The 23,820-nt window shown below is 60.4% G+C and carries 25 protein-coding genes; 12 read left to right on the forward strand and 13 right to left on the reverse strand.

The features are described from left to right. Positions 1-4: 4 nt before the first annotated feature. Positions 5-853 (reverse strand): hypothetical protein, encoded by an 849-nt coding sequence (locus ACXHXG_RS12640; RefSeq protein ID WP_104824339.1) that lies wholly within the window; start codon positions 851-853, stop codon positions 5-7. Between the two features lie 195 nt (positions 854-1,048). Between ACXHXG_RS12640 and ACXHXG_RS12645 the strand changes: the two genes are divergently transcribed. Then, the gene (locus ACXHXG_RS12645; protein WP_457899457.1) at positions 1,049-1,957 is read left to right on the forward strand and encodes a LysR family transcriptional regulator; all 909 of its coding nucleotides are present in this window, start codon (positions 1,049-1,051) and stop codon (positions 1,955-1,957) included. A gap of 37 nt (positions 1,958-1,994) precedes the next feature. Here the strand turns inward: ACXHXG_RS12645 and ACXHXG_RS12650 are convergent, their stop codons facing one another. Beyond that, positions 1,995-3,239 (reverse strand): SDR family NAD(P)-dependent oxidoreductase, encoded by a 1,245-nt coding sequence (locus ACXHXG_RS12650; RefSeq protein WP_457899458.1) that lies wholly within the window; start codon positions 3,237-3,239, stop codon positions 1,995-1,997. On the opposite strand from ACXHXG_RS12650, the gene ACXHXG_RS12655 reads away from it, so the two are divergent. The 7 genes from ACXHXG_RS12655 (at position 3,124) to ACXHXG_RS12685 (ending at position 9,766) form a co-directional block, all read left to right on the forward strand. Then, positions 3,124-3,609 carry a TetR/AcrR family transcriptional regulator gene (locus tag ACXHXG_RS12655; RefSeq protein ID WP_457899459.1) on the forward strand — a complete coding sequence of 162 codons (486 nt, stop codon included), beginning with the start codon at positions 3,124-3,126 and terminating at the stop codon, positions 3,607-3,609. The two genes, ACXHXG_RS12650 and ACXHXG_RS12655, sit on opposite strands and share 116 nt — an antisense overlap. Positions 3,610-3,837: 228 nt before the next feature. Continuing rightward, positions 3,838-4,998, forward strand: a complete 1,161-nt coding sequence (locus tag ACXHXG_RS12660; protein ID WP_104824342.1) for an ABC transporter substrate-binding protein — start codon at positions 3,838-3,840, stop codon at positions 4,996-4,998. A 168-nt stretch (positions 4,999-5,166) separates the two neighbouring features. Next, complete coding sequence (locus tag ACXHXG_RS12665) at positions 5,167-6,153, forward strand: ABC transporter ATP-binding protein (protein WP_260303150.1); 987 nt, start codon at positions 5,167-5,169, stop codon at positions 6,151-6,153. Beyond that, the gene (locus ACXHXG_RS12670) at positions 6,150-7,121 is read left to right on the forward strand and encodes an ABC transporter permease (protein ID WP_104824344.1); all 972 of its coding nucleotides are present in this window, start codon (positions 6,150-6,152) and stop codon (positions 7,119-7,121) included. The genes ACXHXG_RS12665 and ACXHXG_RS12670 overlap by 4 nt, the downstream gene beginning before the upstream one ends. Next, positions 7,111-7,926, forward strand: coding sequence for an ABC transporter permease (locus ACXHXG_RS12675; protein WP_457899460.1), 816 nt, complete (start codon positions 7,111-7,113; stop codon positions 7,924-7,926). Before ACXHXG_RS12670 ends, ACXHXG_RS12675 begins: the two co-directional genes overlap by 11 nt. Positions 7,927-7,939: 13 nt before the next feature. Beyond that, positions 7,940-9,367 carry a gamma-aminobutyraldehyde dehydrogenase gene (locus ACXHXG_RS12680; protein ID WP_457899461.1) on the forward strand — a complete coding sequence of 476 codons (1,428 nt, stop codon included), beginning with the start codon at positions 7,940-7,942 and terminating at the stop codon, positions 9,365-9,367. A 225-nt stretch (positions 9,368-9,592) separates the two neighbouring features. Beyond that, the gene (locus ACXHXG_RS12685; protein WP_104824347.1) at positions 9,593-9,766 is read left to right on the forward strand and encodes a DUF1328 domain-containing protein; all 174 of its coding nucleotides are present in this window, start codon (positions 9,593-9,595) and stop codon (positions 9,764-9,766) included. Positions 9,767-9,801: 35 nt separating this feature from the next. Here ACXHXG_RS12685 and ACXHXG_RS12690 read toward each other — a convergent pair whose 3' ends face one another. The 11 genes from ACXHXG_RS12690 to ACXHXG_RS12740 form a co-directional block, all read right to left on the reverse strand. Then, positions 9,802-10,476, reverse strand: a complete 675-nt coding sequence (locus ACXHXG_RS12690) for a DUF1345 domain-containing protein (RefSeq protein ID WP_283047475.1) — start codon at positions 10,474-10,476, stop codon at positions 9,802-9,804. Between the two features lie 109 nt (positions 10,477-10,585). Then, positions 10,586-11,317, reverse strand: a complete 732-nt coding sequence (locus ACXHXG_RS12695; protein ID WP_104824348.1) for an SDR family oxidoreductase — start codon at positions 11,315-11,317, stop codon at positions 10,586-10,588. A gap of 114 nt (positions 11,318-11,431) precedes the next feature. After that, complete coding sequence (locus ACXHXG_RS12700) at positions 11,432-12,565, reverse strand: extracellular solute-binding protein (RefSeq protein WP_457899462.1); 1,134 nt, start codon at positions 12,563-12,565, stop codon at positions 11,432-11,434. A 6-nt stretch (positions 12,566-12,571) separates the two neighbouring features. Next, the gene (locus ACXHXG_RS12705) at positions 12,572-13,024 is read right to left on the reverse strand and encodes a MaoC/PaaZ C-terminal domain-containing protein (protein ID WP_457899463.1); all 453 of its coding nucleotides are present in this window, start codon (positions 13,022-13,024) and stop codon (positions 12,572-12,574) included. A 3-nt stretch (positions 13,025-13,027) separates the two neighbouring features. Further along, positions 13,028-14,101, reverse strand: a complete 1,074-nt coding sequence (locus ACXHXG_RS12710; protein WP_457899464.1) for a Gfo/Idh/MocA family protein — start codon at positions 14,099-14,101, stop codon at positions 13,028-13,030. Between the two features lie 201 nt (positions 14,102-14,302). Continuing rightward, the gene (locus tag ACXHXG_RS12715) at positions 14,303-14,632 is read right to left on the reverse strand and encodes an L-rhamnose mutarotase (RefSeq protein WP_457899465.1); all 330 of its coding nucleotides are present in this window, start codon (positions 14,630-14,632) and stop codon (positions 14,303-14,305) included. A gap of 14 nt (positions 14,633-14,646) precedes the next feature. After that, complete coding sequence (locus ACXHXG_RS12720) at positions 14,647-15,759, reverse strand: mandelate racemase/muconate lactonizing enzyme family protein (protein ID WP_457899466.1); 1,113 nt, start codon at positions 15,757-15,759, stop codon at positions 14,647-14,649. A 17-nt stretch (positions 15,760-15,776) separates the two neighbouring features. Next, positions 15,777-16,874 carry an ABC transporter ATP-binding protein gene (locus ACXHXG_RS12725; RefSeq protein WP_457899467.1) on the reverse strand — a complete coding sequence of 366 codons (1,098 nt, stop codon included), beginning with the start codon at positions 16,872-16,874 and terminating at the stop codon, positions 15,777-15,779. Between the two features lie 5 nt (positions 16,875-16,879). Continuing rightward, on the reverse strand, positions 16,880-17,746 hold the full coding sequence (locus ACXHXG_RS12730; RefSeq protein WP_104824355.1) for a carbohydrate ABC transporter permease: 867 nt from the start codon (positions 17,744-17,746) through the stop codon (positions 16,880-16,882). Positions 17,747-17,748: 2 nt separating this feature from the next. After that, entirely contained in the window at positions 17,749-18,642 is an 894-nt protein-coding gene (locus tag ACXHXG_RS12735) for a carbohydrate ABC transporter permease (RefSeq protein WP_104824356.1), read from the reverse strand. A gap of 180 nt (positions 18,643-18,822) precedes the next feature. After that, positions 18,823-20,139, reverse strand: a complete 1,317-nt coding sequence (locus ACXHXG_RS12740) for an ABC transporter substrate-binding protein (protein ID WP_104824357.1) — start codon at positions 20,137-20,139, stop codon at positions 18,823-18,825. A gap of 177 nt (positions 20,140-20,316) precedes the next feature. On the opposite strand from ACXHXG_RS12740, the gene ACXHXG_RS12745 reads away from it, so the two are divergent. The 4 genes from ACXHXG_RS12745 (at position 20,317) to ACXHXG_RS12760 (ending at position 23,746) form a co-directional block, all read left to right on the forward strand. Beyond that, positions 20,317-21,108: an IclR family transcriptional regulator gene (locus ACXHXG_RS12745; protein ID WP_104824358.1), complete on the forward strand. Its 792-nt coding sequence runs from the start codon at positions 20,317-20,319 to the stop codon at positions 21,106-21,108. A 65-nt stretch (positions 21,109-21,173) separates the two neighbouring features. Further along, positions 21,174-22,010 (forward strand): amidohydrolase family protein, encoded by an 837-nt coding sequence (locus ACXHXG_RS12750; RefSeq protein WP_457899468.1) that lies wholly within the window; start codon positions 21,174-21,176, stop codon positions 22,008-22,010. A gap of 31 nt (positions 22,011-22,041) precedes the next feature. Then, the gene (locus tag ACXHXG_RS12755; protein ID WP_457899469.1) at positions 22,042-22,587 is read left to right on the forward strand and encodes a MaoC family dehydratase; all 546 of its coding nucleotides are present in this window, start codon (positions 22,042-22,044) and stop codon (positions 22,585-22,587) included. Between the two features lies 1 nt (position 22,588). Continuing rightward, positions 22,589-23,746: a CaiB/BaiF CoA transferase family protein gene (locus ACXHXG_RS12760; RefSeq protein WP_457899470.1), complete on the forward strand. Its 1,158-nt coding sequence runs from the start codon at positions 22,589-22,591 to the stop codon at positions 23,744-23,746. Positions 23,747-23,820 lie beyond the last annotated feature (74 nt).

A 23,820-nucleotide genomic window follows, 5' to 3' on the forward strand; every position in this document is an offset into this window, starting at 1 on the left:
ACCGTCAATTGGTGACCGGCGATCGCCGGTTGCTGGCGCCTGTCATCGTCGGATCCAGACCCGGCGATGGTGCCGCATTTGGTTCGGTGGCGTCGGCGCCAATGAAGCTGCCGGTATTGTTGCCCTCCGGCGGGAGACTGCTCCTCGACGCGGGAGGATTCTGTTCCGGAGGAGTCGCGGGCGCATCCTCCTTTTCCTCGCGGGCGACGGCTTTCTGTTCGGCGGCTTCGGCGGCCTTCTGCTTGTCTTTCTTGGCGCTGCCGCCTGCCTCGCTGTCGGCAGACAGGGGATTGTCGCAGTCGCTGTGATCCTGAAGCGCTGCAAGCGCGTCATCGATATCCTTGGGCAGCATATTGATCTGTTCGCCATAAAACAGACCTTGGGCGCTCGCGCCACCATTGTAGTAGCGCGCCGTCACCGGCTCCTCGGCTGCACCATCGGCAACCTTGTCCGGATGCGGAACATAAACGACATCGGCCCCCAGCGCCCGGCCGCGAATATCGGACCGTAGCGTCGGGCCGTTCTTATCAAGGACGACGACCTGAACGAGATCAGGCTTTTGCTCGTCATACACGGCTTTGGCGACGCGAAGCGCCGTTTTGACGCGCGTCAGCCCATCGGTCGGGTCCGTGCGGATATATTTGCGCACCCAGAGCCGATTCTCCTTGCGGATCGTAACCAGATTGACGTCGCTGCATTTCAAACCGTTCGGGGAGGCGGAGGCAAGACCCAAAAGCCTGTCTTTGCCGAGATAAAGCGCGAAGACGCCGGAGCAGCCTATCAACAAGGCCACTCCGCCGATGATGAAGACAAGCTTCCGGGATGGCCGGAAAATGTGCAGTAAGGCGCTCACGCCAACTGCTCCACCATAGAGCACTCCAACGCGACAAGATGATCAACTCTCACGTTAGGGGATATCGCGTTTCGGAATACTTAAAGAAGAGATGAATCTTGTGCCGCTCGCATTTCCGCTACCAAAAAAGGTCCAAGCCTTTCAGACTGATGCTGGTTCTTGCCTTGCACGGCAAACCCATGCTCTAACCGGGGCATGGCCTTCACTTTGAGACAGCTTCAATATTTCGTCGCCGTGGCGGAACAGGGCTCCGTCACTCGCGCGGCGCAGAACCTGTCGATCTCGCAATCCTCGGTCACCGAAGCGCTCAAGGAGCTGGAGAGCGATCTTGGCGTCGAGCTTTTCGACCGCCATCCGCGCGGTCTCTCCATCACCCATAACGGCCACCAATTCCTGCGCCACGCCACAAAGATCCTCGCGACCGTTTCCGACGCGCGCACCAGTTTTTCCAGCCAGCAGAATGCGGCCGGCGGCACGTTGAATATTGGCGTCACCTCGCTTGTCGCCGGCTATGTGCTGTCCGACCTCCTGGCGCGCTACCGTCGCGCTTGCCCCGGCGTCGAGGTCAGCGCCATTGAGGACAATGGCGGCTATCTCGAGCATCTTCTGGTTGGTGGCGAACTCGACGTTGCCGTCATGGTCATTTCCAACCTGCGTGACCGCATGGCGCTACAGGCCGAAATCCTCGAGACATCCCCCTATCGTCTCTGGCTGCCCATGGGTCATCCCCTGGTCTCCGCCGATATCATCAGCGTTGCCGACATCACCCGCGAACCGCTGATCATGCTCACCATCGACGAGATCGAGGAGAATACCGGCAAGCTGCTGACAGCGCTTGGCGCCCGCCCGCATGTGGCCTTCCGTACCCGCTCCGTCGAGGCGGTTCGAAGCCTGGTTGCCACGGGTGCCGGCGTTGCGTTGCTGCCGGACCTCGTCTACCGCCCCTGGTCGCTGGAAGGCGACCGCATCGAAAGCCGCGATGTCTCCGGCTCGCTGCCGGTCGTCCAGGTCGGCATGGTCTGGCGCAAGGGTTCCAGCCTGCCGCAAGCCGCCCGCGATTTCGTCGGCATTGCCGAAGCCATGCGTTCGGGCCGTCAGCGGTAGCAGAGAGCTGAAAAGCTTTTCATGTGATCTTCCGATTTCAAATGGCGTATGTGACGCCGGTAATCCGCTCCAGATCATTGAACAGAGCGCGCCAAGCGGAGGGATCATCCGCATAGGGAGCCGTTTTCGCCTCGACGGGATTGCCGCGTAGCTCCATAAAGCCGCCAGGTCCGTAATAACCGCCAGGTCGGGCGTTCTCCAAAGTTGCAGCCATAAGGCTCGGCCACGCGCCTTTCTCCGAACTTTGCAGTAGAGGGTACGTCAAGATGCCGGCGATCTTGGTGCTCAAGGTTGTTGCGGCAAAGAGATTGGTTCGCGCGCCGCCAGGATGGCTGATGGTGGATAGTAGTCGGTCGCCCGCGCGACGCTGTAACTCACGAGCGAAGAGGACGTTGGCAAGCTTCGTCTTGGCGTAGACGCGCATCGGCACGTAGCTGTCCTTGGCCTCAAAATCCGTTATCCGTCCCGGCCTGAACATCTTATGTGTGCCGGACGCGACTGTTACGACACGTGGGCGGTTCGCGCGCAGCAATGCAGGCAAAAGCAAACCAGTCAAACGGTAAGGCCCGAAGACATTGGTCGCGAACTGCAGCTCGTGGCCGTCGACGCTAACTTCGCGCCGAGGAAGGCCCATTACGCCAGCATTATTGATCAGCATATCGATAGGATGGCCGTCTTCGAGCTGGCTGTCGGCGAATGCTTGAACGGACACAGGATTGGAAAGGTCCAAGACACCCGAGCGTACAGTGGCGGTCGGAATAATGTCGCGGATGCGCTTTACCGCGTCCTCGCCTTTGGACTTGCTGCGCGCGCCGATCGTAACCTGTGCGCCGGCGCGAGCCAATTCGAGCGCGGTATGCCATCCTATTCCGCTGTTGCCACCTGTAACGATTATACGTCTACCCGTTTGCGGGGGGATTTCTGCAGGGGTCCAAGCATTGCTCATTTTCATTGCTTTCTGTCTGTGGAAGCTGGCGCGCTGTAACTTTGTTTGCGCAAAGCGGTACATTGTGACAACATTTACTCTTTCTGTCAAAATGAATTGACGATAGCCAAAGATCAAGAGGAGAAATGCAATAACTTGACAAAAAACACTCAATTTGTCACAAGCGGCTATGGCGCCCAGGATAACCCCAGAAGAAGTTGCTTCACGCCGCAACACCATTTTGAATGCCGCAAAATGGTGCTTCCTCAATTTTGGCTTCGCCAAAACGTCGCTGGACGATATCGCTAAACGCGCCTGCATTTCGCGCACGCTGCTGTACAAAATGTTCAGCAACAAAGAGGATATCTTTACTGCCGTGTTTCGGCACTGGCTGATATCCCGACACCCGCTTGCCAAGGCAGCCGTTACTGGCGCTGGCACGAAGCAGGAGCGCCTCTTTGAGGTCTGCCGTATTATGCTGATCGAGCCTTGGGCGGACATGATTGGGGCACCTATGGCCGGCGAGTTCTATGAAGTGTGTGAACGGCTAGATCCGGAAATTGATGCGCTACATCGCAAAGTCGCGCTCGAGTGCATATCGGCAATTGTGGCGGATAGGACGGCCGCTGATGTGTTCATGCTGTCGTTAGACGGTCAGATTGGGGACGATCCTTCTGTTCCCGTTCTTGAGAAACGAGTCCGATTGCTGATCGATCGTTTCATTTGAAGCTGCTTTGTCTTTGTCCGCTTCTCGCGGATTCTTCCCTACGCATATCGGGTAGGTGCCGAGCTTACTTGCGACACATATATGCCAAGTGAGATATCGGAAATTCCGATACCGCCTTTCTGATAAATGAATTTGCGAATACGGCAAAATAGCGTCACCTTTTCTTTCGGGAACATAACGCCAGAAACTGGCTCCGATACCAACTGGCTCAAGAACCGGGAGAGTTTGATGAAGCATCTGCTGAAATCATGCACGGCAGCGCTCGCATGCTTAAGTTTCGCCACGCAGGTCGTCGCCGCTGCGCCGCTGAAGACGCTCGGCAAAGGCGAAGGCGCCGTCAGCATCGTTGCTTGGTCCGGCTATATCGAGCGCGGTGAGAGCGACAAGAATTACGACTGGGTCACCCAATTCGAGAAGGACACGGGCTGCAAGGTCAGCGTCAAGACCGCCGCCACCTCCGATGAAATGGTGGCGCTGATGAACGAAGGCGGCTTCGATCTCGTCACAGCCTCGGGCGACGCGTCGCTCCGCCTTGTTGCCGGCAAGCGGGTTCAGCCGATCAACGTCGATCTGATCCCGAGCTGGAAAAATCTCGATGAACGACTGAAAAATGCGCCGTGGCATACGGTCAACGGCGTCCACTATGGCGTGCCCTATCTCTGGGGGCCGAACGTCCTGATGTACAACACCGACGCCTTTAAGGATCAGGCACCCAAGAGCTGGGATGTCGTCTTCGAGGAAATGACCCTGCCGGACGGCAAGTCCAACAAGGGCCGCGTGCAGGCCTATGACGGGCCGATCTACATCGCCGATGCCGCGCTCTACCTGATGGCCCACAAGCCGGAACTCGGCATCAAGGACCCATACGAACTCAGTGAAGACCAATACAAGGCCGCCCTTGACCTGCTGCGTGGCCAGCGCAAGCTCGTCAGCCGCTATTGGCACGACGCGATGATCCAGACGGACGACTTCAAGAACGAAGGCGTCGTCGCCTCGGGCTCTTGGCCGTTCCAGGTCAACCTGCTGCAGGCGGACAAGCAGAAAATCGGCTCGACCTTCCCTGATGAAGGCACGACCGGATGGGCCGATACGACCATGCTGCATGTCGACAGCCAGCATCCGAACTGCGCCTATATGTGGATTGAGCATTCGCTACAGCCAAAGGTCCAGGGCGACGCTGCGGCCTGGTTCGGCGCCGTGCCTTCGGTCCCGGCTGCGTGCAAGGGCAACGAGCTCCTGACCGACAGCGGCTGCGCGACCAACGGCTATGATCATTTCGACAAGATCAAGTTCTGGAAAACACCGGTCGCCAAGTGCAAGACCGAGAGCGAATGCGTGCCGTACCATCGCTGGGTTTCAGACTATATCGGCGTGATTGGGGGCAGATAGTTCACGCCGATTATGGCGACCGCCTCTCCATTCTAAAGAGCGCGATCGCACCGGGGCGATGAGGGGCCTGATATCTGAAGCCCCTCATCGCCTCACCGAGCCCTCTTCCAAGCGAAGAGGCGCAACGGAACAACATGCCCTTCTTCTCTGCATACCCGGGAGCATCCCATGACCGCCGTTCGTTTCCAGCAGGTATCGCGCCATTTCGGCCAGGTCCGCGCCGTTGACCGCGTCGATCTGGAGATTGAGTCCGGTGAATTCTTCGCCATGCTCGGCCCTTCCGGCTCTGGCAAGACCACTTGCCTCAGGCTCGTCGCCGGTTTCGAGCAGCCGACCGGCGGCCATATCGAGATCTTCGGCGAAACCGCCGAGGGTGTGCCGCCCTACCGGCGCAACGTCAACACGGTCTTCCAGGACTATGCCCTCTTCCCGCATCTCAACATCCTCGACAATGTCGCCTATGGGCTGATGGTCAAGGGTATCGGCAAGACCGAAAGGCTGAGGGCCGCCGAACAGGCGCTCGAATTGGTGAAGCTGCCGGGTTATGGTGACCGCCGCCCCGGCCAACTCTCGGGCGGCCAGCGCCAGCGCGTGGCGCTGGCCCGCGCTCTCGTGAACAAGCCGAAGGTGCTGCTGCTCGACGAACCGCTCGGTGCGCTTGACCTCAAGCTGCGCGAGCAGATGCAGGAAGAGCTGAAGAGCCTGCAGCGCGCGCTCGGCATCACCTTCGTCTTTGTCACCCACGATCAGGGCGAAGCACTCTCCATGGCCGACCGCGTCGCCGTCTTCAACAATGGCAGGATCGTGCAGGAGGGCACGCCGCATGACATCTATCAGCGGCCGAAGACCCGGTTCGTCGCGGATTTCGTCGGTTCTTCCAATGTGATCGCCCCTGAGACCATGTCATCGCTCGGCGGTGAACGGCGCTGGGCGAGCCTGCGGCCGGAAGCGATACGGTTGACAGAGGGGGCCGGTGTTCCGGCGACGGTGCAGGCGACCAGCTTCCTCGGCGCCGCCACCCGGCTTTCGGTCGAAGCGCAGGGCACGCGCATGCAAGTCACCGTGCCGGCCGGCCAACCTATCCCCGACACCGGCGCCTCGGTGCGCATCGCTTGGCTGCCCGCCGACATCCATTACATGGACGACGCCGCATGATATCAGCCGCCATCTCAACGGCTGCACCGGCAGCCACCTCGATCCTGCCACGTCGCGGCGGTTTCTTCGGCCGCCTCTCGGATCTCTTCTGGCGCCGCCCGAAACTCCTGCTTTTCCTCATGCTGACGCCGCCGCTGCTCTGGCTCGGCATCATCTATATCGGCTCGCTGATCGCGCTGCTGCTGCAAAGCTTCTTCTCGATCGACGACTTCTCCGGAATGGTGAATTACGAATTCACGCTCGCGACCTATGCGCAGCTTTTGAATTCCGCCAATTTCGACATCATCATCCGCACGGTCGTTATGGCGGCGCTAGTGACCATCGCCTCCTCGTTCGTCGCTTTTCCGATCGCCTATTATGCGGCGCGTTACGCCAAGGGAAAATGGAAGGCGCTGTTCTATCTCGGCGTCATGCTGCCGCTCTGGTCGAGCTATCTGGTCAAGGTCTACGCCTGGAAGCTGATCCTCGCCAAGGAAGGCATTTTGACCTGGCTTTTCGACAAGCTCTACCTCGGCTGGCTGCTCGACGGCGTGCTCAGTCTCCCGATCGTCGGCGGAAATTCGCTGTCGGTGAGCTATATCGGCACCTTCCTGGTCTTCGTCTATATCTGGCTGCCCTATATGATCCTGCCGACGCAGGCTGCCCTTGAGCGCGTGCCGGCCAACCTCCTCGAAGCCTCCGCCGATCTCGGCGCGACGCCGAACCAAACCTTCCGCACGGTGCTGCTGCCGCTGGCCTTGCCGGGTGTCGTTGCCGGCTCAATCTTCACCTTCTCGCTAACGCTCGGCGACTACATCATTCCGCAGATCATCGGCTCGTCGCGTCTCTTCATCGGTCAGGCCGTCTATGCGCAGCAGGGCACGGCCGGCAACGTGCCGCTCGCCGCCGCCTTCTCGGTGGTGCCGATTGTCATCATGGCCATCTATCTCTGGATCGCCAAGAAACAGGGGGCCTTCGATGCGCTCTGATCGCGGCCAACGCGCGTCCCTGCCCCTGAAGATCGCCGCCGCCGGCGGCCTGCTCTTCCTGCATCTGCCGATCCTGCTGATCTTCGTCTATGCCTTCACGACGGAGGAAAAGAGCTATCAGTGGCCGCCGCCGGGCCTCACGCTGCAATGGTTCGGCATAGCCTGGAACAGGCCGGACGTCTGGTCGTCCTTGGCACTGTCGGTGCAGGTGGCGACCGTCGCGACTGCCATCGCTCTCGTGCTCGGCACGCTCTGCGCAGCGGCCGTCAGCCAGACGAAATTCTTCGGTCGCGAGGCGATCTCGCTGCTGGTCATCCTGCCGATCGCGCTTCCCGGTATCATCACCGGCATAGCGCTGCGCTCGGCCTTCAGCCTGTTCGACATTCCCTTCTCGGTCTGGACGATCGTTCTCGGCCACGCCACCTTCTGCGTTGTCGTGGTCTATAACAACGCCGTCGCCCGCTTCCGCCGCACTTCCGGCTCGCTGATCGAAGCCTCGATGGATCTCGGCGCCGACGGCTTCCAGACGTTCCGCCATGTGATCCTGCCGAATATCGGCACGGCGCTGCTTGCCGGCGGCATGCTCGCCTTCGCGCTGTCCTTCGATGAAGTCATCGTCACTACCTTTACCGGCGGTCAGCAGATGACCTTGCCGATCTGGATGCTGGAAGAGCTGATCCGCCCGCGCCAACGTCCCGTCACCAATGTCGTCGCCATGGTCGTGGTGCTCGTCACCTTCCTGCCGATCCTGGCAGCCTACTATCTTACCCGCGACGGCGACCAAATCGCCGGCGGCGGCAAATGAAAGGGAGATAATTATGGACACCCAAATGCTGATCGGCTCCCGCTTTGAGGCCGGTTCGGAGACGGAAGAGCATATTCTCAACCCGAAGACGGGTGAGACCGTGCTCAATCTGCCGGAAGCCTCGCTCGGCCAGATCGATGCCGCCGTCAACGCCGCCGAGAAGGCTTTCGCGAGCTGGTCGCAGACGACGCCCGCCCAGCGCTCCACCTATCTCCTGAAGATTGCCGACGCCATCGAGAAGGATGCCGAAAGCTTCGCGACGCTCGAGGCGCTGAACTGCGGCAAGCCGATCAACGCCGTCCTCAACGACGAAATCCCCGCCATCGTCGATTGCTACCGCTTCTTCGCCGGCGCGGTGCGCAACCTGCACGGCCCGGTCGCCGGCGAGTACCTGCCCGGCCACACCTCAATGATCCGCCGCGATCCGATCGGCATTGTCGGCTCCATCGCACCGTGGAACTATCCGCTGATGATGATGGCCTGGAAGCTGGCGCCCGCCATTGCCGGCGGCAACACCGTCGTCTTCAAGCCCTCGGAACAGACGCCGCTGACGGCATTGAAGATGGCGAAACTGCTCGCGGACATCCTGCCTGAAGGCGTCGTCAACGTCATCCTTGGCCGTGGTGAGAGCGTCGGCAATGCGCTGATCAACCATCCGAAAATCGGCATGGTGTCGATCACAGGCGATGTCGCCACCGGCAAGAAAGTCCTGCAGGCCGCCGCCAAGACGGTGAAACGCACCCATCTCGAACTCGGCGGCAAAGCCCCGGTCATCGTCTTCGATGACGCCGATATCGACGCCGTCGTCGCCGGTATCCGGACCTTCGGCTATTACAATGCCGGCCAGGACTGCACCGCCGCCTGCCGCATCTATGCCGATGCCAAGGTCTACGACAATTTCGTCGCCGACCTGACCTCTGCCGTCTCCAGCATCAAGTTCAACCTTGCCGACGACACGGAGAACGAAATCGGCCCGCTGATCTCCAAGCGCCAGCGCGACCGCGTCGAAAGCTTCGTCACCCGCGCCGCCGAACACCGGCACATGGAAATCACCACCGGCGGCAAGACCTCGGGCGATCGCGGCTTCTTCTACGCCCCGACCGTGGTTGCCGGCGCCACGCAGGACGACGAAATTGTCCGTCGCGAAGTGTTTGGCCCCGTCGTCTCCGTCACCCGCTTCACCAGCACCGACGATGCCGTCGCCTGGGCTAATGACAGCGACTACGGCCTTGCCTCCTCCGTCTGGACCAAGGACATCAGCCGCGGCATGCAAACCGCCGCCCGCCTGCAATATGGCTGCACCTGGATCAACACCCACTTCATGCTGGTCAACGAAATGCCGCATGGCGGCCTGAAGCAATCCGGCTATGGCAAGGACATGTCTGTCTACGCGCTGGAAGACTACACAGCCGTCCGGCACGTCATGATCAATCATGGGTGAGGCGCGGTTCGGTGTAACCGAAGCAATCGACCCAGCGGGTCGATTGCAGCGCCGAACGCCCTGAACCACGCGAAGGGCCGGTGGTGCAGCACTTGCGAAACGTCTGCTGAAAGGCATTGGTTTCAAGAATGCCGCCCTACCACCGCTCCCCGCAATCGAAACGGCATCGGAACAATTTCCCCTTTTCTGCGTCTTCATTAGGCGCAACGCAGAGGAGATTTTCTAATGCTGAAATGGGCTCTGATATTCTTCGTGATTTCGTTGATAGCCGGCTTTTTCGGCTTTTCCGGCGTCTCGGCCGCAACAGCGACGATCGCCCGCGTGCTCTTCGCGCTCTTCCTGATCGTTTTCCTGGTGTTCCTGATCATGGCAGTGATGGCCGGTAACGCGGTGCTCTAAACCGACGAGATATCAACGATGCTTCGGCGGGCGGGCTACACCAGGCTCGCCCCGACATTGATCGCAAGCGCCAGGATCGTCGTGTTGAACAGGAAAGACAGGATGGCGTGCAGCAGTACCAGCTTGCGCATGCTGACGGAAGATACGCCGATATCGGCTGTCTGGGCGGCGACGCCGATGGTGAAGGAGAAATAGAGGAAGTCCCAATAGATGGGCTCCTCTACCGGCTCGGCGAACTTCAACCCCTGCCCCTTGCCCGAACCGCGATAGAAGCGGTGCGCATAGTGGACCGTAAAAAGCATGTGCAGGAACACCCAGGAAATCAGGATCGTTACGATCGCCATCAATGCACGGAAAAGCGCTACCTGCGGCGGCGCCTCCTTGACGCCGAGCAGTTCCAGAGCGATGCCGCCAACACTGGCGACTGCGGCCGCGATGGACAGGAACAGCAGAACGGCATCCGAAAAATCGAGATCGGCCGAACGCTTGCGGATGCGATGCACATCGGATGTTAGCATCCGGTACAGGCTGAATACGATATAGACGATGGCGGTGGCATCCCAGGCAGCGAGCAAGTTGCTCGGATTGAATGCGCGCGAGGTCAGAAGTAGGAAACATACGATGCCGGCCGCGACGCTGACCAGAATCACCTGATGCTTGTGCAACAGCATGGCGGTCCTGGAACGATGCTGCTGTCCGTCCATGCGCATGCCGCTCTCCATTCACTAAATATCCATCAGATATAGATTCTCTGACGTAGGTGGCAAACAAAAAGAGGCCCCGCAATGCGAGGCCTCCGCGCTTGGAGAAGACGCTAGTTCAAGCCGTCCAGCCACCGTCGATGACATGGATCTGACCGGTGGTGAAACCCGCCTCGTCGCCGGCGAGATAGGTCACCAGGGCAGCGATCTCCTCGGCAGTCGCGATGCGGCCCATCGGCTGGCGGGCGATGAAGTCCTTCATCGCCTTCTCATAATCGCCGGTGGCGCGCAGGCGCTCATGCAGCGAGGGGCTGTCGACCGTGCCGGGGCAAATGGCATTGACGCGGATACCCTTGGCGACGAAATCGGCGGCGATCGACTTGGTGAGGCCGATCACCGCTGCCTTGGAGGCGCAGTAGGCGAAGCGATTCGGTACGCCCTTCACACTGGAGGCGACCGAGGACATGTTGACGATCGAGCCTTTGCCCTTTTCGAGCATGCCCGGCAGGAAGGTGCGGCAAGTCGTGTACATCGCCTTGGCATTGAGATTGAAGGAGAAATCCCAATCCTTCTCCTCGCAGTCTAGGATGGTGCCGGCATGCACGAAGCCGGCGCAATTGAAGAGCACGTCAATCGGACCGAGTTCGTCGGCATATGCCTTGACCGCGGCGCTGTCGAGCACGTTCAGCACATGCTTGCTGGCGCCTTCCAGCGTCGAAAGCGTCTGCTCGTTGATGTCGGTGGCATATACATGCGCCCCGAGCGAGATGAAGCGCTCAGCCGTCGCGCGGCCAATCCCCTGTCCCGCCGCCGTGATGACGACCTTCTTGCCTTCCAATCCGTGACCCATAATCCTGATCCTTTCCTCCAGGGCATGATCCCGGGACCGAAAGGCCACGAAGCGAAAATGCGTGGTTGCTTGCGGATAAGATCATGCGAAAACAAACAGCTAGAGCCGCCTGCCCTAGCTTTCGAACGATTGTGCGAAGAGCTGGTTGAGCTTGTCGATGAGGACTGTATGCCGCGCGGCGGTGCGCAGTCCATTGGTAATAATGTTGGAAGCCTCGCTCTGGAAAGCCATGTAGCCGTCATGACGCGGCCGGACATAGGCGCCCTCCAGCGTCGCGCGCGTATTGCGGTAAAAATCGAGCGCCGGCCCGTTAACGCTATCGCTGCCCCAGGCGTCGGCATGGCCGGGCTGGCCATTGCCACTGGCGTAGGCGCCCGCCTGCACCGGCCCACTCGCGATCCAGCGCGCAAAGGCCTTGGCTTCTTCCGGCGCCTGCGACCGGGCCGAAACGGCAATACCCGTGCCGCCGAGCGCTGAGCCTTTGGGCGCGCGGCCATCGATCACGGGCATGTCGGCAAAGGCTAAGCGCGCCGGTCGGAATCCGGCAAAGGAATAGCTGACATAGCCATAGGCGAAGGGAACGACGTCATAGGGGCAATCCAGCTCACCCATCAGCTCGAAGACAGCTATCGGGTCCATGTCGTCACATTTGGCATCCATGCCGCCGACGAGCCGTGCCATCCAGTCGAGCACGGCTTCTCCATCCGCCGTGGCGATCAACTCCGGTCCTTCGACGCTGCAGGGCGTACCGAGATGCGCCGCAAGCGTGAAGAAGGTCATCAGCGAATGCGGCGGCCGCATCGGCAGGATCGCCCTGCCCTTGACCGCGAGCGATACGATCTCGGCAAGATCGGTGATCGGCCGGCTCAACCGATCCGGACGGTAAGCCTGAACCTGTGTCGCCGCATCGATCGGGAATCCCCACTGCCGACCCTGCCAGTTGTAGCTCGGATAGGAGCGCCCGACCGTGCCGGCGGCGATTGTGGCAAGTTCACCGGCATGGTCGGCATCGTCGAGCGGCAGCAGACAATTCTCCCGCGTGATCTGGCCGACATGCGGGTGGTCGATGACGATCAGATCATAGGAGGCCGCAAGCTCCTCCACCGGAAAGGTCTCGAAATCCTGCAGCGAGCGCTTCTCCCAGACGACCTCGACGCCGGTCTTTTCCTTCCAGATGGCCGAGCATGCCACCATCGGATCGTAGCCGCGCGGATGCGACCAAGTCATTCCCTTGAGTGTCACCATCATTCTCTCTCAGTTTGCCGCTTTGCGATCGACGATCAGAATATGGTCGGCGGCGAGGACGACCTCGTCGCGCTGGTTCAGCACCTCGCAACGCTCGACAACGCGGCCGGACGCCGGGCGCTTCGGATCGTCCTCTTTCGCCGATATCGTCACCCGCGTACGGATCGTGTCGCCGATATGCACGGGGCGGATGAACCGCAGCCGATCGTAGCCATAGGAAAAGGCGACGGGATTGATGAGCGACGCCGTCAGCCCGACGCCGATCGAGAAGATCATCGTGCCGTGGGCAATGCGCTGACCGCCAGGCAAGGTCTTGGCGAATTCCGCGTCCATATGATGCGGAAAGAAATCGCCGGTGTGGCCGGCATGGACAACGAAATCGGTTTCGGTAATCGTCCGTCCGGTCGTTATGCGGACGTGGCCGAGCTCATAGTCTTCGAAGTAGATCGTCTGTTCGGCCATCGCTTACACCTTTGGAAGTCCGGCGATCGGCGTTGCCGGCTCAGCGCTCGATTGATAGGCGGCCTCAACCAGCGCCATGGTCTGCCAGCCATCCTCGACGGAGCCGACCAATGTCTGATCCTCGCCCGAAGCAAAACGCTGCAGATTGGCCATACGGTTGACGAAGGCATCCGGGAACCAGGCGCCTTCAAGCTTCACCTCGACCCACTCGCTGCCGCCGGTCGGGCGAATCCACAGTTCGTCCGGCTCGCCGCGCGGATAGTCGAGATTGACGCCGAGCTTGATATAGGCCGCACCCTTGGTGCCGGAGATGCGGAACTCGCAGGCCTGGAACTTGCGGCCGAATTCATGGTCGTGGTTGACCGAGAGCACACAGCGCACCTTGTCGCCATAGTCGAGGATCGCCGCCGTGCGCGTCTGCGCCACCTGATGGTTCGGATGGCCGATGGTCTTGGCATGCACGCCCTTGGGATTGCCGAGCAGGCCGCGGATGAAATCAAGATAGTGGATCGAGTGCATGGCAATCTCGATCCGCGGCAGGCCCTTGAGAAACGGCCAGAGTCCCCACGGCGTTGCAAGCGCCAGCCAAGCGTCGAAATCGACGACCTCGCCGAGATAGCCTTTATCGACAGCATCATAGAGCGCCAGCATCATCGGTGCGAACCGAAGCTGGAAATTGACAGCCGCCTTGATGTCGCGCTCGCGGCATACCCGGAGAATTTCCGTCGCCGCAGCCAGATCGGTGCCCATCGGCTTCTGGATCAGCGCAAAAGAGCCGCGCGGCAGCTTGGCAAGGATAGCGGCATGGGCAGCCGGCGGAGTTGCCAGATCGAAGATCGCACCTTCGACGGCAAGCGCCTCGGCCTCAGATGCAAAGGCGCAAATGCCCCATTGGGCCGCCAACTCCGCTGCCTTCTCGGCATTCGGATCATAGAGACCAGCGACCGGAAAGCCTGCCTTATTGTAGGCCGGCAGATGCGCGTCGCCGACGATGCTGCCGGCACCAAAAATGACGATCGGGCGGGGATTCGACGGCTTCGGCCACCATTGGCGGAGAGATTTGGGATCGAAGGTCATTGGATATCTCCGGCGTTGGCGGCAACCTTGCCTTCTCCCCTCGGGCAGAAGGTGGCCCGAAGGGTCGGATGAGGGGGTGCCACGGCATATTCGGAGCTGCATTGAGCTGAAAGCAAAAGGCGAAATTCACCCGATAACGCCCCCTCAACCCGCGCTCCGCGCGTCCTTCTCCCCGCTGGGGAGAAGGTGAGAAGCCTCATCTCAGCCATGATGAAACACCTCTTCCATCATGGCCCACCACTCGCCCTCCTTGCGGGTCTCGAGCGGCTTCTGACAGGGCATGCAGACGGACCACCATTCCTGGTTCTTCGGGCTTGCGGCCATCTTGGCCATGTCAGCCTCGAAATCCGTGCCGACATATTCCCAATAGCCGAAAAGCAGATTTTCCGGCTCCTTCAGGAAGATCGAATAGTTGGTGATGTTGCACTCGGAGATCAGCGCCAGGATCTCGGGCCAGACGGCCGCATGCAGGCGCTTGTATTCCTCGATCTTCGACGGCTCCAGGCCGATCACCATCCCCATCCGCTGCATGACCCTGTCCTCCTTCAGCCGTGAATCTCTTTCGTGAATTCGCCGATCGAGCGTGCCTTCACCGCTTCCCAATCCCAGGCGATGCCGATACCGGCCTCGGAGGGTGCGATTGCCTTGCCGTCGATGATCTCCATGCCCTTGGTGGTGAGGTCGTCGAGCTGCGGGATATATTCGACATATTTCCCGTTCGGCACGGCGCAGACGAGGCTGACATGCAGCTCCATCAGGAAATGCGGGCAGACCGGAATATCGAAGGCTTCCGCCGCATGTGCCACCTTCAGCCAAGGCGTGATGCCGCCGATACGGGCAACGTCGACCTGGACGATCGAGCAGGCGCCCTTCTGCATATATTCGCGGAAATGCCGGATCGAATACATGGATTCGCCGACAGCGATTGGCGTCGGCGTCGAGCGCGTCAGGCGAATATGGCCATCGAGATCGTCTGATGGCAGCGGCTCCTCGATCCAAGCGAGATCGAGTTCTCTCAACCTTGCAGCACGGCGGATGACCTCATCGACCGTGAAGCCCTGATTGCAGTCGGTCATGATCTCGAAACCCGTCCCAAGCGCCAGACGCATGGCCGAGAGCCGATCGTAATCCTCCGAGCCATGCGGCTTGCCGATCTTCACCTTCGAGCCGGAGAAACCCTTGGCCTTCGCCTGCAAGGCATCCTCGACCAAAGCCTCCTTCTCGATGTGCAGCCAGCCTCCCTCGGTCGTGTAGAGCGGGCACCGATCCTTGGCGCCGCCGGCAAGCTTCCAGAGCGGCAGCCCTTGCTTCTTGGCCCGCAGGTCCCAAAGCGCCGTATCGATGGCGGCGAGCGCCAGGGCCGTAATGGCGCCGATGGTCGTCGCGTGCGTCGCGAATTCCATTTTGTGCCAGATCGCCTCGATGCAATCGGCATCCTCGCCGATCAGCAGCGGCACGAGATGGTCCGACAGCAGCCGCATGACGGAGGAACCGCCGGTGCCGATTGTGTAACTGTAGCCCGTACCGACGGCGCCGTCGGAATCGGTGATGGTGACGATCGGCGTCTCCTGGCTGACAAAGCTCTGGATCGCATCCGTCCGCTTCACCTTCGGCGGCAGGTCGACCATGCGCAGCTCAATTTTCTCGATGCGGGCCATGTGCTTGCCTCCCCCGCTCAGATCGCCAGGCTCTTGCCGGTCTCGGCGGAAAAGAGATGCGCCTGGCTGAGGTCGAAGCTCATTTTCAATTGTTCGCCGCTCTTCAATCCGCGCGGATTGAGCATACGCGACACCCATTCGCGGCCGGCGAATTCGACGAAGACCAGGGTTTCATTGCCGAGAGGCTCGGTGATGGCGACGGGCAACGTCACCTCATGCACCGCGGCCTCGGCGCCGGAATGAAGGCCATGGCCGCTCGGGAAAATATCGTCCGGGCGTAGGCCGAAGGCAACCTTTTCGCCATCTCTGACCCGATCCGCAAATTGCCCCGGCAGCGGCAGCTTGTCGCCATTCTTGAACACCAGCGCGCCGGCCGAAACCGTTGCCTCCTCGATATTCATCGGCGGCGAGCCGATGAAGCCGGCGACGAAGCGCGTGGCCGGCCGCTTGAACACTTCATCCGGCGTGCCGACCTGCTCGATGTAGCCATCGCGCATGATGACGATGCGGTCGGCAAGCGTCATCGCTTCCACCTGGTCATGGGTGACGTAGATCACCGTCGACTGCACCTTGGCATGCAGCTTCTTGATCTCGGTGCGCATCTGCGTACGCAGCTTGGCGTCGAGGTTCGACAGCGGCTCGTCGAAGAGGAAGACTTCCGGCTGGCGGACGATGGCGCGGCCCATGGCAACGCGCTGGCGCTGGCCGCCGGAAAGCTGTGCCGGGCGACGGTCCATCAACGCTTCCAGGCTGAGGATCGCCGCCGCCTCGTTGACGCGCTGGTCGATTTCCGCCTGCGGCTGCTTGGCGATCTTCAGCGAGAAGCCCATATTCTCGCGCACGGTCATGTGCGGATAGAGCGCGTAGGACTGGAACACCATGGAAATGTTGCGATCACGCGGCGGTAGATCGTTGACGACGATATCTCCGATCATGATGGCGCCCTCGGAGACGTCCTCGAGGCCGGCGATCATGCGCAGCGTCGTCGACTTGCCGCAGCCGGAAGGCCCGACAAGGGCGATGAATTCCTTGTCTCTGATATCAAGGTCAATCCCATGGACGATTTCCAGGGCGCCATAGCGCTTGACGAGTTTTTTGAGCGTAACCTGAGCCATGGAGTTCAACCTTTGACCGCACCGAATGTCAGACCGGACACCAGATGCTTCTGAATAATGAAGGTGAGAGCGAGCGCCGGAACGATCATCACCACCGCAAGAGCGCACATGCCGCGCCAGTCGATGGTGAATTCCGCCGTATAGTCGAGCAGCCCGACCGGGAGTGTCTTGGAATCGACCGAGCGCGTGAGCTGCGAGGCCAATGCATATTCGTTCCAGCAGGTGAGAAAGGCGAAGATGCCGGCGGATGCGATGCCGGGGCCGGCGAGCGGAAATTCCACCTGCCAGAAGGCTTGCCAGCGCGTGCAGCCGTCGATCTGCGCGGCTTCGGCGAGGTCCTTCGGCACCTGCCGGAAGAATCCGTCGATCAGCCAGATGGTGAAAGGCACATTCAGCGCGACATAGGTGAGGATCAGGCCGAAATGCGTGTCGATGATGCCGAGCCGCGCATAGACCATGAACAGCGGCAGCGACAACGCCACGCCGGGCACGGAGCGCGTCAGCATCAGGCCGAGGAAAACCGCGGATTTGCCGGTGAAGCGGAAGCGCGCGAAGGCATAGCCCCCGGACATGCCGATGATCAACGCGATGACAGTGGACGTGACGGAGATCACCAGCGAATTGCGGAAATAATCCCAGACGGGAATACCGCCCTGCCCTGCCCCACCAAACATGGCGCGATAGGCATCGAGCGACAGCTCCTGCGGGATCCAAACCGGCGGCTTCGCCATGATCTCGACCGTGGGCCGCAGCGAGCTGAGGATGATCCAGAAGCCCGGCAGGCAGATGATGAGCATCGCGATGAAAAGGCCGATGAGATAAGCGACTTTTCCGATGCGGCGGCGCATGCGTTGTTCAGCGTTGCGATCCATGATTACCACTCCGCTCCGATCTGGGTGCGGGCAAGCGCCAGCTTACGGAAGAAATAGACTGTGAAGGCGATCGACAGGATGATCGAGACATAGGCCATGGCGTTGGCGAGCCCCATCTGTGCATCGGCATAGGCCGTGCGCCCGACGAGCGTCCAGATCAGCTCGGTGCGGCGCGCGGGGCCGCCATCCGTCATGATCTTGACGATGTCATAGGCGCGGGCGACGTCGAGCGAGCGGATCGTCATGGCGATAAAGGCGAACGGCATCAGGAACGGCCAGGTGACATAACGAAAAGTCTGCCAGCTCGTGCAGCCGTCGACTTTCGCTGCCTCCACCGGCTCCTGCGGCATGGCGAGCAGACCAGCGAGGATGAGGATGGCGAAAACCGATGTCGACGACCAGATTTCGGCGATGACGATCGACAACAGCGCCAGATTGCCATCGATCAGCCAGGGGATGGCACTATTGGTTATGCCCAGGGATTGCAGGGCATTGTTGATGATGCCGACATTGTCGTTGAACATGAATTTGAACTGGAAGCCGACGAGCACGGGCGAAAACATCATCGGAAACATCATCAGCGTGCGCAGCACGCGCTTGCCGTAAGTCGCCTTGTTGACCAGAAGCGCCAGGCAGAGGCCGAGCAGCATTTCCAGATTGAGAGCGATGGTCAGCAGCACCACGGTGCGCACGAAGGCCGCCAGGAAAACTGGATCGGTGAGAATGCGGGTATAATTCCGCAAGCCGATGAAGGTGAAGAGCGTCGCCGGGCGCGTCAGGCGGAACGGCGTGAAGCTGGAATAGAAGGACAGAAGCAACGGAAACAGCACCACCGCCACAAGCACGATGATCGCCGGAAGAAGCAGCAGGACCGGTGGAGATATTTTCTTATACATGGTTTGCACCTGTCGGCATTCCTCAGCAGCATGGCCCGGACTGCGTGGAATGCGATTGCATGGGGCCGAGAGGCCGGCGTCACAGCCGGCCGGACAGACCGGCCCCTAAAGGCGCAGGTCATACTATTTTTCAAACAACTCCCGCACCCTCTGCCGGATGCGGGAGTTTGATTGCGGCGATCAGAGCGCGCCGGCGTCCTTCAGGACGTCGGTTGCCTTTTGTGCGGCCGTGTCGAGCGCTTCCTTGGAGGTCTTGTCGCCGAGGATGGCGGCCTGAAGCTCAGGATAGACGACGTTGGAAATCTCGATCCATTGCGGCGTGCGCGGAACCGGGAAGGCATACTTCATCGATTCCTGGAAAGTGCTGAGCACTTCCTTCTTGTAAGGATCGGATGCAGCCTGTTGGATGTCCCATTCCCAGACGGCCTTGCGGGTCGGGAGCGTGCCATTGGCGGCTTCGAGCTTCTGCGAATCGTCGTTGGTCAGGAACCAGACGAGCGAGGCGGCGGCATCCTTGTTCTTGCACGCTTCCGTCACGGAGAAGCCGTGATGGCCGGACCAGCCGGTGTGCTTGCCGGCCGAACCGACAGGCTGCACGACGACGCCGACATTGCCGGCGATCTTCGAGGACTTCGGATCGTTGAAGTAGGTCGCCCAGCCCGGCCAATCGAGATCGAGCGCAACGGTGCCCGACGCAAAACCGGCGCCGAGATCGTCCCAAAGATAGTTGGTCGTGCCGGCCGGAACGGCCTTCGCCTTGTACATGTTCACGAACCAGTCGAGCGCGCGCACGCCGGCTTCGGAATTGAAGGCCGGCTTGCCGTCCTTATCGAGATATTCGCCGCCTTCGGCGACAAGCATTTCATAGAAGCGGCCGTTGATCGCCTCTTCCTTGCCGGGGAACTGCGTGCCGAAGAAGTTCGGCGGATTGGCGAAGAAGGTTGCCTGGTCTGACACTTCCTTCCAGGTCTTCGGCGGCGCCAGGTCGTAGCCGTACTTGGTCTTGAACGCCGTCTTCTTGGCCTCATCGTTGTAGAGGCTCTTCTGATAGTAGAGTGCCGAAACGTCGAACTGAGCGCGCGGCAGCATGACTAGCCGGCCGTCGATGGTCGATGCCTCGATGGTCGAATCGACGAACTTGGCGATCTCTTCCTTCGGCAGCAGCTTGCCGAGGTCGGTATAGAGGTCGGGATACTGGGGCGCAAAGGACGAATGGTTCGAGCCGACGCACCAGGAAATATCGCCCGACGCCATGTCCGACTTGATTTCCTTGTCGAGCTCGAAGTGGTTCTTCTTGGAGAGGATGTTGACCTTGGCGCCGGTCTCCTTCTCCCACTCGGAAATGCGCCCATAAAGCGGCTCGTATTGCTGGCCGCCGATCAGCTTGGCGTCGATCGTCACGCCCGGGAACTTGCCGGGCAGGTCGGCGGCAAAGGCCGCGGAGCTCGCGAGCAATGCCAATACGCCGGCGGCAAGACCGGCCTTCAAATTCCTCATTGAATTTTCCTCCCTAAAGGACCGGACACTCCGCCCGATCGCCTCACGATCCAAATATGGATCAATGATTTATATGTAAACACCTTATTCACTGACCGTCAAGCGGGATCACAGGCGCTTGCAAATCGCTTTCATTCATATATGAATGATGAATCATATTTCTCTGATGAGGCCCCTATGAGTGTAGAAGACGACAGCGATCGATACCGCGCGCCGGCGCTGGACAAAGGCCTCGATATCCTGGAGCTGCTGGCGCGGATCGACGGCGGCCTGACGCAGGCCGAAATCGCCAAGGCGCTCGGCAAAAGCCCGAACGAATTCTACCGTATGCTCGATCGCCTGGTCCGGCGTGGCTATGTACAGCGTCAGGACGGCGATCGCTTCTATCTGACCCTCAAGCTCTTCGGCCTGGCGCACTACCACGCGCCGGTGCGCCGGCTTGTTTCCTTCGCCACGCCGCTGATGCGCGAATTCTCCAACCGCGCCGAGCAAGCCTGCCATCTGGCGATTTTCGACCGCGGCTCGGTCGTCGTCATCGCCCAGCAGGATTCGCCGACCTATTGGGGCATCTCGATCCGCGTCGGCGCCCAGATCAATTTGTATAATACCGGCTCCGGCCACATTCTTCTGGCATTCAAGGATGAAAAACAGCGCCAGATGATGATCAATGAGCAGAGGCGCCAGGAACAGGACGCGGAGGAGCCGCCAGCCGATCTTGAGGAAAAGCTCTCGGCAATCCGCGAGAAGGGCTTCGAAACTATGAACAGCCTGCAGACGAGTGGCGTTCACAATATTTCCGCGCCCATCCTGGCGATGGACGGCAATGCGCTGGCAGCGCTGACCTGCCCCTATATCGAGCCCGTGAACCAGAAGGCACCGACACGCGAACAGGTCGTCGAATATGTGCGGGAAGCGGCCAAGGATATCTCCGAAACCGTCGCCGGAACGGTCGACAAGGCCGAGTTATAATTTTTATTTGAATAAACTATTCTTATGTGAGTATATGTTGAGCAAGCAGGTATGGGAGGAACACCATGCTTTTCGACAGCCACTTGCATATCGTCGACCGAAAAAAGCTCGCCTATCCCTGGCTGGCTGGCGCCGGTGCGCTCAATCGCGACAGCCTCTATGAGGACTATGCGCGCGAAGCGAAGCGCCTCCGCATCACCGACACGCTTCACATGGAAGTCGATGTCGCCGAAGAGGATATCGAACGCGAGACCGACTATGTCAAAGGTCTGAGACGTGAGCCCGGCAGCCTGCTGCGCGGCGCGATCGCCGCCTGCCGTCCGGAAGATGCCGGCTTTCCCGCCTATCTCGAACGCGTGCTCGCCGACCCCTTCGTAAAAGGCTTCCGCCGGGTGCTGCATGTCGTTCCCGACGACGTTTCCGAAGGCGCACTTTTCCGCGAAAATTTGAAGCGGCTCAACAATACACGGCTCACCTTCGATCTATGCGTCCTCCCGCATCAGATTTCCCAGGCGATCGCGCTAATCGACCTCAATCCCAACATCCGCTTCGTGCTCGATCATTGCGGCGTGCCGGCAGTAAAGGATGGATTGAGCGAAAGCTGGTCGTCTGGGATCAGTGAGGTTGCCAAACGGCCGAATGTCACCGTGAAGATCTCCGGTGTCGTTGCCTATGCCGATCCCGATAACTGGTCGCCAGAAACACTGCGTCCCTTCGTCGAACACTGCATCACAAGCTTCGGCTGGGATCGCGTCATCTGGGGCAGCGATTGGCCGGTCTGCACGCTCGCCGGCAATCTCTCCACCTGGGTCGCCGCCACCCATGCCTTGATGCAAGGCGTAAGCGCCGACGAACGCAATCGACTCTATCATCTTAACGCCAAGCGCCTCTGGTCTCTCTGAGACCGGCGCGTTTCCACCGAAAGCCAATGCCATGACCGCCACCGTCGGCATTTCCAGCACCCACCCCAAGACCATGCCGGCGGATCATGCCGATATTCCCGTCTGGAACTCAGAAAACTGGTTCTATGAAGACTTCGAGATCGGCCACAAGATCCGCTCGCTGCGGCGGACGATCTCCGAAGGCGAATCCCAGCAGTTCAACGCCCTTGTTCTCGATATGCATCCCTATGTCAGCGACCAGATCTTTGCGGAGACGGAAGGTCTGTTCGGCAAGCGCCTCGTCGCCGGCGCCTTCGTCTTCTCCGCCGGCCTCGGCCTCGTCGCTACCAATTGCATCAACGCCTTTTCCTATGGCTACGACAAGCTGCGCTTCATCAAGCCCACCTTCATCGGCGACACGATCTACACCATCCGCACCAATCTGGAGAAGCAGCCCAAATATGCCGAGCTCGGCCTGATCCGCTCTTCCTACGAAGTCTTCAAGGGCGAAGGCGAGCTGGTGCTCTATTGCGAGCATATCCAGACGGTGCGCTACAAGAACGGCCGGCCCGCGGACGCTCCGGAGTTGAAGGGCTGAGATGATCGAAGGCAATAATGGCGGCCTGCTCGACGGCATCACGGTGCTCGATATGAGCCAATTTCTGGCCGGACCGATGGCCGCGCTGCGGCTTGGCGATCTCGGCGCGCGCGTGATCAAGATCGAGCGTCCCGATGGCGGCGATCTCTGCCGCCGGCTTTATCTCAGCGACACCGAGATTGGCGGCGACTCGACGCTCTTCCACGCGATCAATCGCGGCAAGGAAAGCGTTGCCATCAATATGAAGGACGAAGGTGACCTGCAGGACCTGCGCGTGCTGATCGCAAAGGCCGACGTCATCATCCAGAATTTCCGCCCCGGGGTCATCGACCGCCTGGGTCTCGACTACGTCACGGTCGCGAAGATCAATCCCCGCATCGTCTATGGCAGCATCACCGGCTACGGGCCCGATAACGAATGGCGGCATTTCCCCGGTCAGGACCTGCTTGCCCAGGCCCGCTCCGGCGCCATGTGGCTGAACGGTGAAGCCGATGACGGTCCGGTGCCCTTCGGCCTCGCGGTCGCCGACATGCTGGCCGGCAATCTCATCGTCCAGGGCATTCTCGCCGGCCTCGTGCGGCGCGGCGTCACCGGTCAGGGCGTCCATGTCGAAACCAGCCTGCTGGAAGCGATGATCGATTTCCAGTTCGAGGTACTGACCACCCATCTGAACGACGGCGGCCGCCTGCCGAAGAAATCCTCCGTGCGCAATGCCCACGCCTATCTCTCGGCTCCTTACGGCGTCTATCATTGCGCCGATGGCTGGCTGGCGCTGGCCATGATGCCGCTGGCGAAGCTGGCGCCGCTCTTCGAGCTTCCGGCGCTTGCCGATTATACACCGGACGAGGCCTTCTCCCGCCGCGACGAGATCAAGAGCCTGATCGCCAGCCGCCTGCACGAGAAGACGGTGAAGGAATGGCTCGCCATCCTGGAGCCCGCCGATATCTGGGCCGCGGAGGTGCTGGACTGGCCGAAACTGCTGCAAAGCGCTGCCTTCCGCCAGCTCGACATGCTGCAGACGGTCACCCGCGACGACGGCACCTCCGTTCGCACAACGGCAAACCCGATTCGCGTCGACGGTGTCAGGAGCAAGAACAGCTTGGCGGCGCCGACGATCGGTGGTCAATCGGAGAAGATCAGGGCGGAATTTATTGGGTAGGCTTTTCCGCCCTATCATCCGAAACAAAAAAAGGCGCCGCATCTCTGCGGCACCCTCTTAAACAACGGCCCTCT

This window comes from Rhizobium sp. LEGMi-198b, from assembly GCF_054114205.1.

Excerpts from the sequence above, each read along its gene's own strand:
- ACXHXG_RS12645 (WP_457899457.1), top strand. The coding sequence starts at position 1,049 with ATGGCCTTCACTTTGAGACAGCTTCAATATTTCGTCGCCGTGGCGGAA.
- ACXHXG_RS12660 (WP_104824342.1), top strand. The coding sequence starts at position 3,838 with ATGAAGCATCTGCTGAAATCATGCACGGCAGCGCTCGCATGCTTAAGT.
- ACXHXG_RS12665 (WP_260303150.1), top strand. The coding sequence starts at position 5,167 with ATGACCGCCGTTCGTTTCCAGCAGGTATCGCGCCATTTCGGCCAGGTC.
- ACXHXG_RS12670 (WP_104824344.1), top strand. The coding sequence starts at position 6,150 with ATGATATCAGCCGCCATCTCAACGGCTGCACCGGCAGCCACCTCGATC.
- ACXHXG_RS12675 (WP_457899460.1), top strand. The coding sequence starts at position 7,111 with ATGCGCTCTGATCGCGGCCAACGCGCGTCCCTGCCCCTGAAGATCGCC.
- ACXHXG_RS12680 (WP_457899461.1), top strand. The coding sequence starts at position 7,940 with ATGGACACCCAAATGCTGATCGGCTCCCGCTTTGAGGCCGGTTCGGAG.
- ACXHXG_RS12685 (WP_104824347.1), top strand. The coding sequence starts at position 9,593 with ATGCTGAAATGGGCTCTGATATTCTTCGTGATTTCGTTGATAGCCGGC.
- ACXHXG_RS12690 (WP_283047475.1), bottom strand. The coding sequence starts at position 10,476 with ATGCGCATGGACGGACAGCAGCATCGTTCCAGGACCGCCATGCTGTTG.
- ACXHXG_RS12695 (WP_104824348.1), bottom strand. The coding sequence starts at position 11,317 with ATGGGTCACGGATTGGAAGGCAAGAAGGTCGTCATCACGGCGGCGGGA.
- ACXHXG_RS12700 (WP_457899462.1), bottom strand. The coding sequence starts at position 12,565 with ATGATGGTGACACTCAAGGGAATGACTTGGTCGCATCCGCGCGGCTAC.
- ACXHXG_RS12705 (WP_457899463.1), bottom strand. The coding sequence starts at position 13,024 with ATGGCCGAACAGACGATCTACTTCGAAGACTATGAGCTCGGCCACGTC.
- ACXHXG_RS12710 (WP_457899464.1), bottom strand. The coding sequence starts at position 14,101 with ATGACCTTCGATCCCAAATCTCTCCGCCAATGGTGGCCGAAGCCGTCG.
- ACXHXG_RS12715 (WP_457899465.1), bottom strand. The coding sequence starts at position 14,632 with ATGCAGCGGATGGGGATGGTGATCGGCCTGGAGCCGTCGAAGATCGAG.
- ACXHXG_RS12720 (WP_457899466.1), bottom strand. The coding sequence starts at position 15,759 with ATGGCCCGCATCGAGAAAATTGAGCTGCGCATGGTCGACCTGCCGCCG.
- ACXHXG_RS12725 (WP_457899467.1), bottom strand. The coding sequence starts at position 16,874 with ATGGCTCAGGTTACGCTCAAAAAACTCGTCAAGCGCTATGGCGCCCTG.
- ACXHXG_RS12730 (WP_104824355.1), bottom strand. The coding sequence starts at position 17,746 with ATGGATCGCAACGCTGAACAACGCATGCGCCGCCGCATCGGAAAAGTC.
- ACXHXG_RS12735 (WP_104824356.1), bottom strand. The coding sequence starts at position 18,642 with ATGTATAAGAAAATATCTCCACCGGTCCTGCTGCTTCTTCCGGCGATC.
- ACXHXG_RS12740 (WP_104824357.1), bottom strand. The coding sequence starts at position 20,139 with ATGAGGAATTTGAAGGCCGGTCTTGCCGCCGGCGTATTGGCATTGCTC.
- ACXHXG_RS12745 (WP_104824358.1), top strand. The coding sequence starts at position 20,317 with ATGAGTGTAGAAGACGACAGCGATCGATACCGCGCGCCGGCGCTGGAC.
- ACXHXG_RS12750 (WP_457899468.1), top strand. The coding sequence starts at position 21,174 with ATGCTTTTCGACAGCCACTTGCATATCGTCGACCGAAAAAAGCTCGCC.
- ACXHXG_RS12755 (WP_457899469.1), top strand. The coding sequence starts at position 22,042 with ATGACCGCCACCGTCGGCATTTCCAGCACCCACCCCAAGACCATGCCG.
- ACXHXG_RS12760 (WP_457899470.1), top strand. The coding sequence starts at position 22,589 with ATGATCGAAGGCAATAATGGCGGCCTGCTCGACGGCATCACGGTGCTC.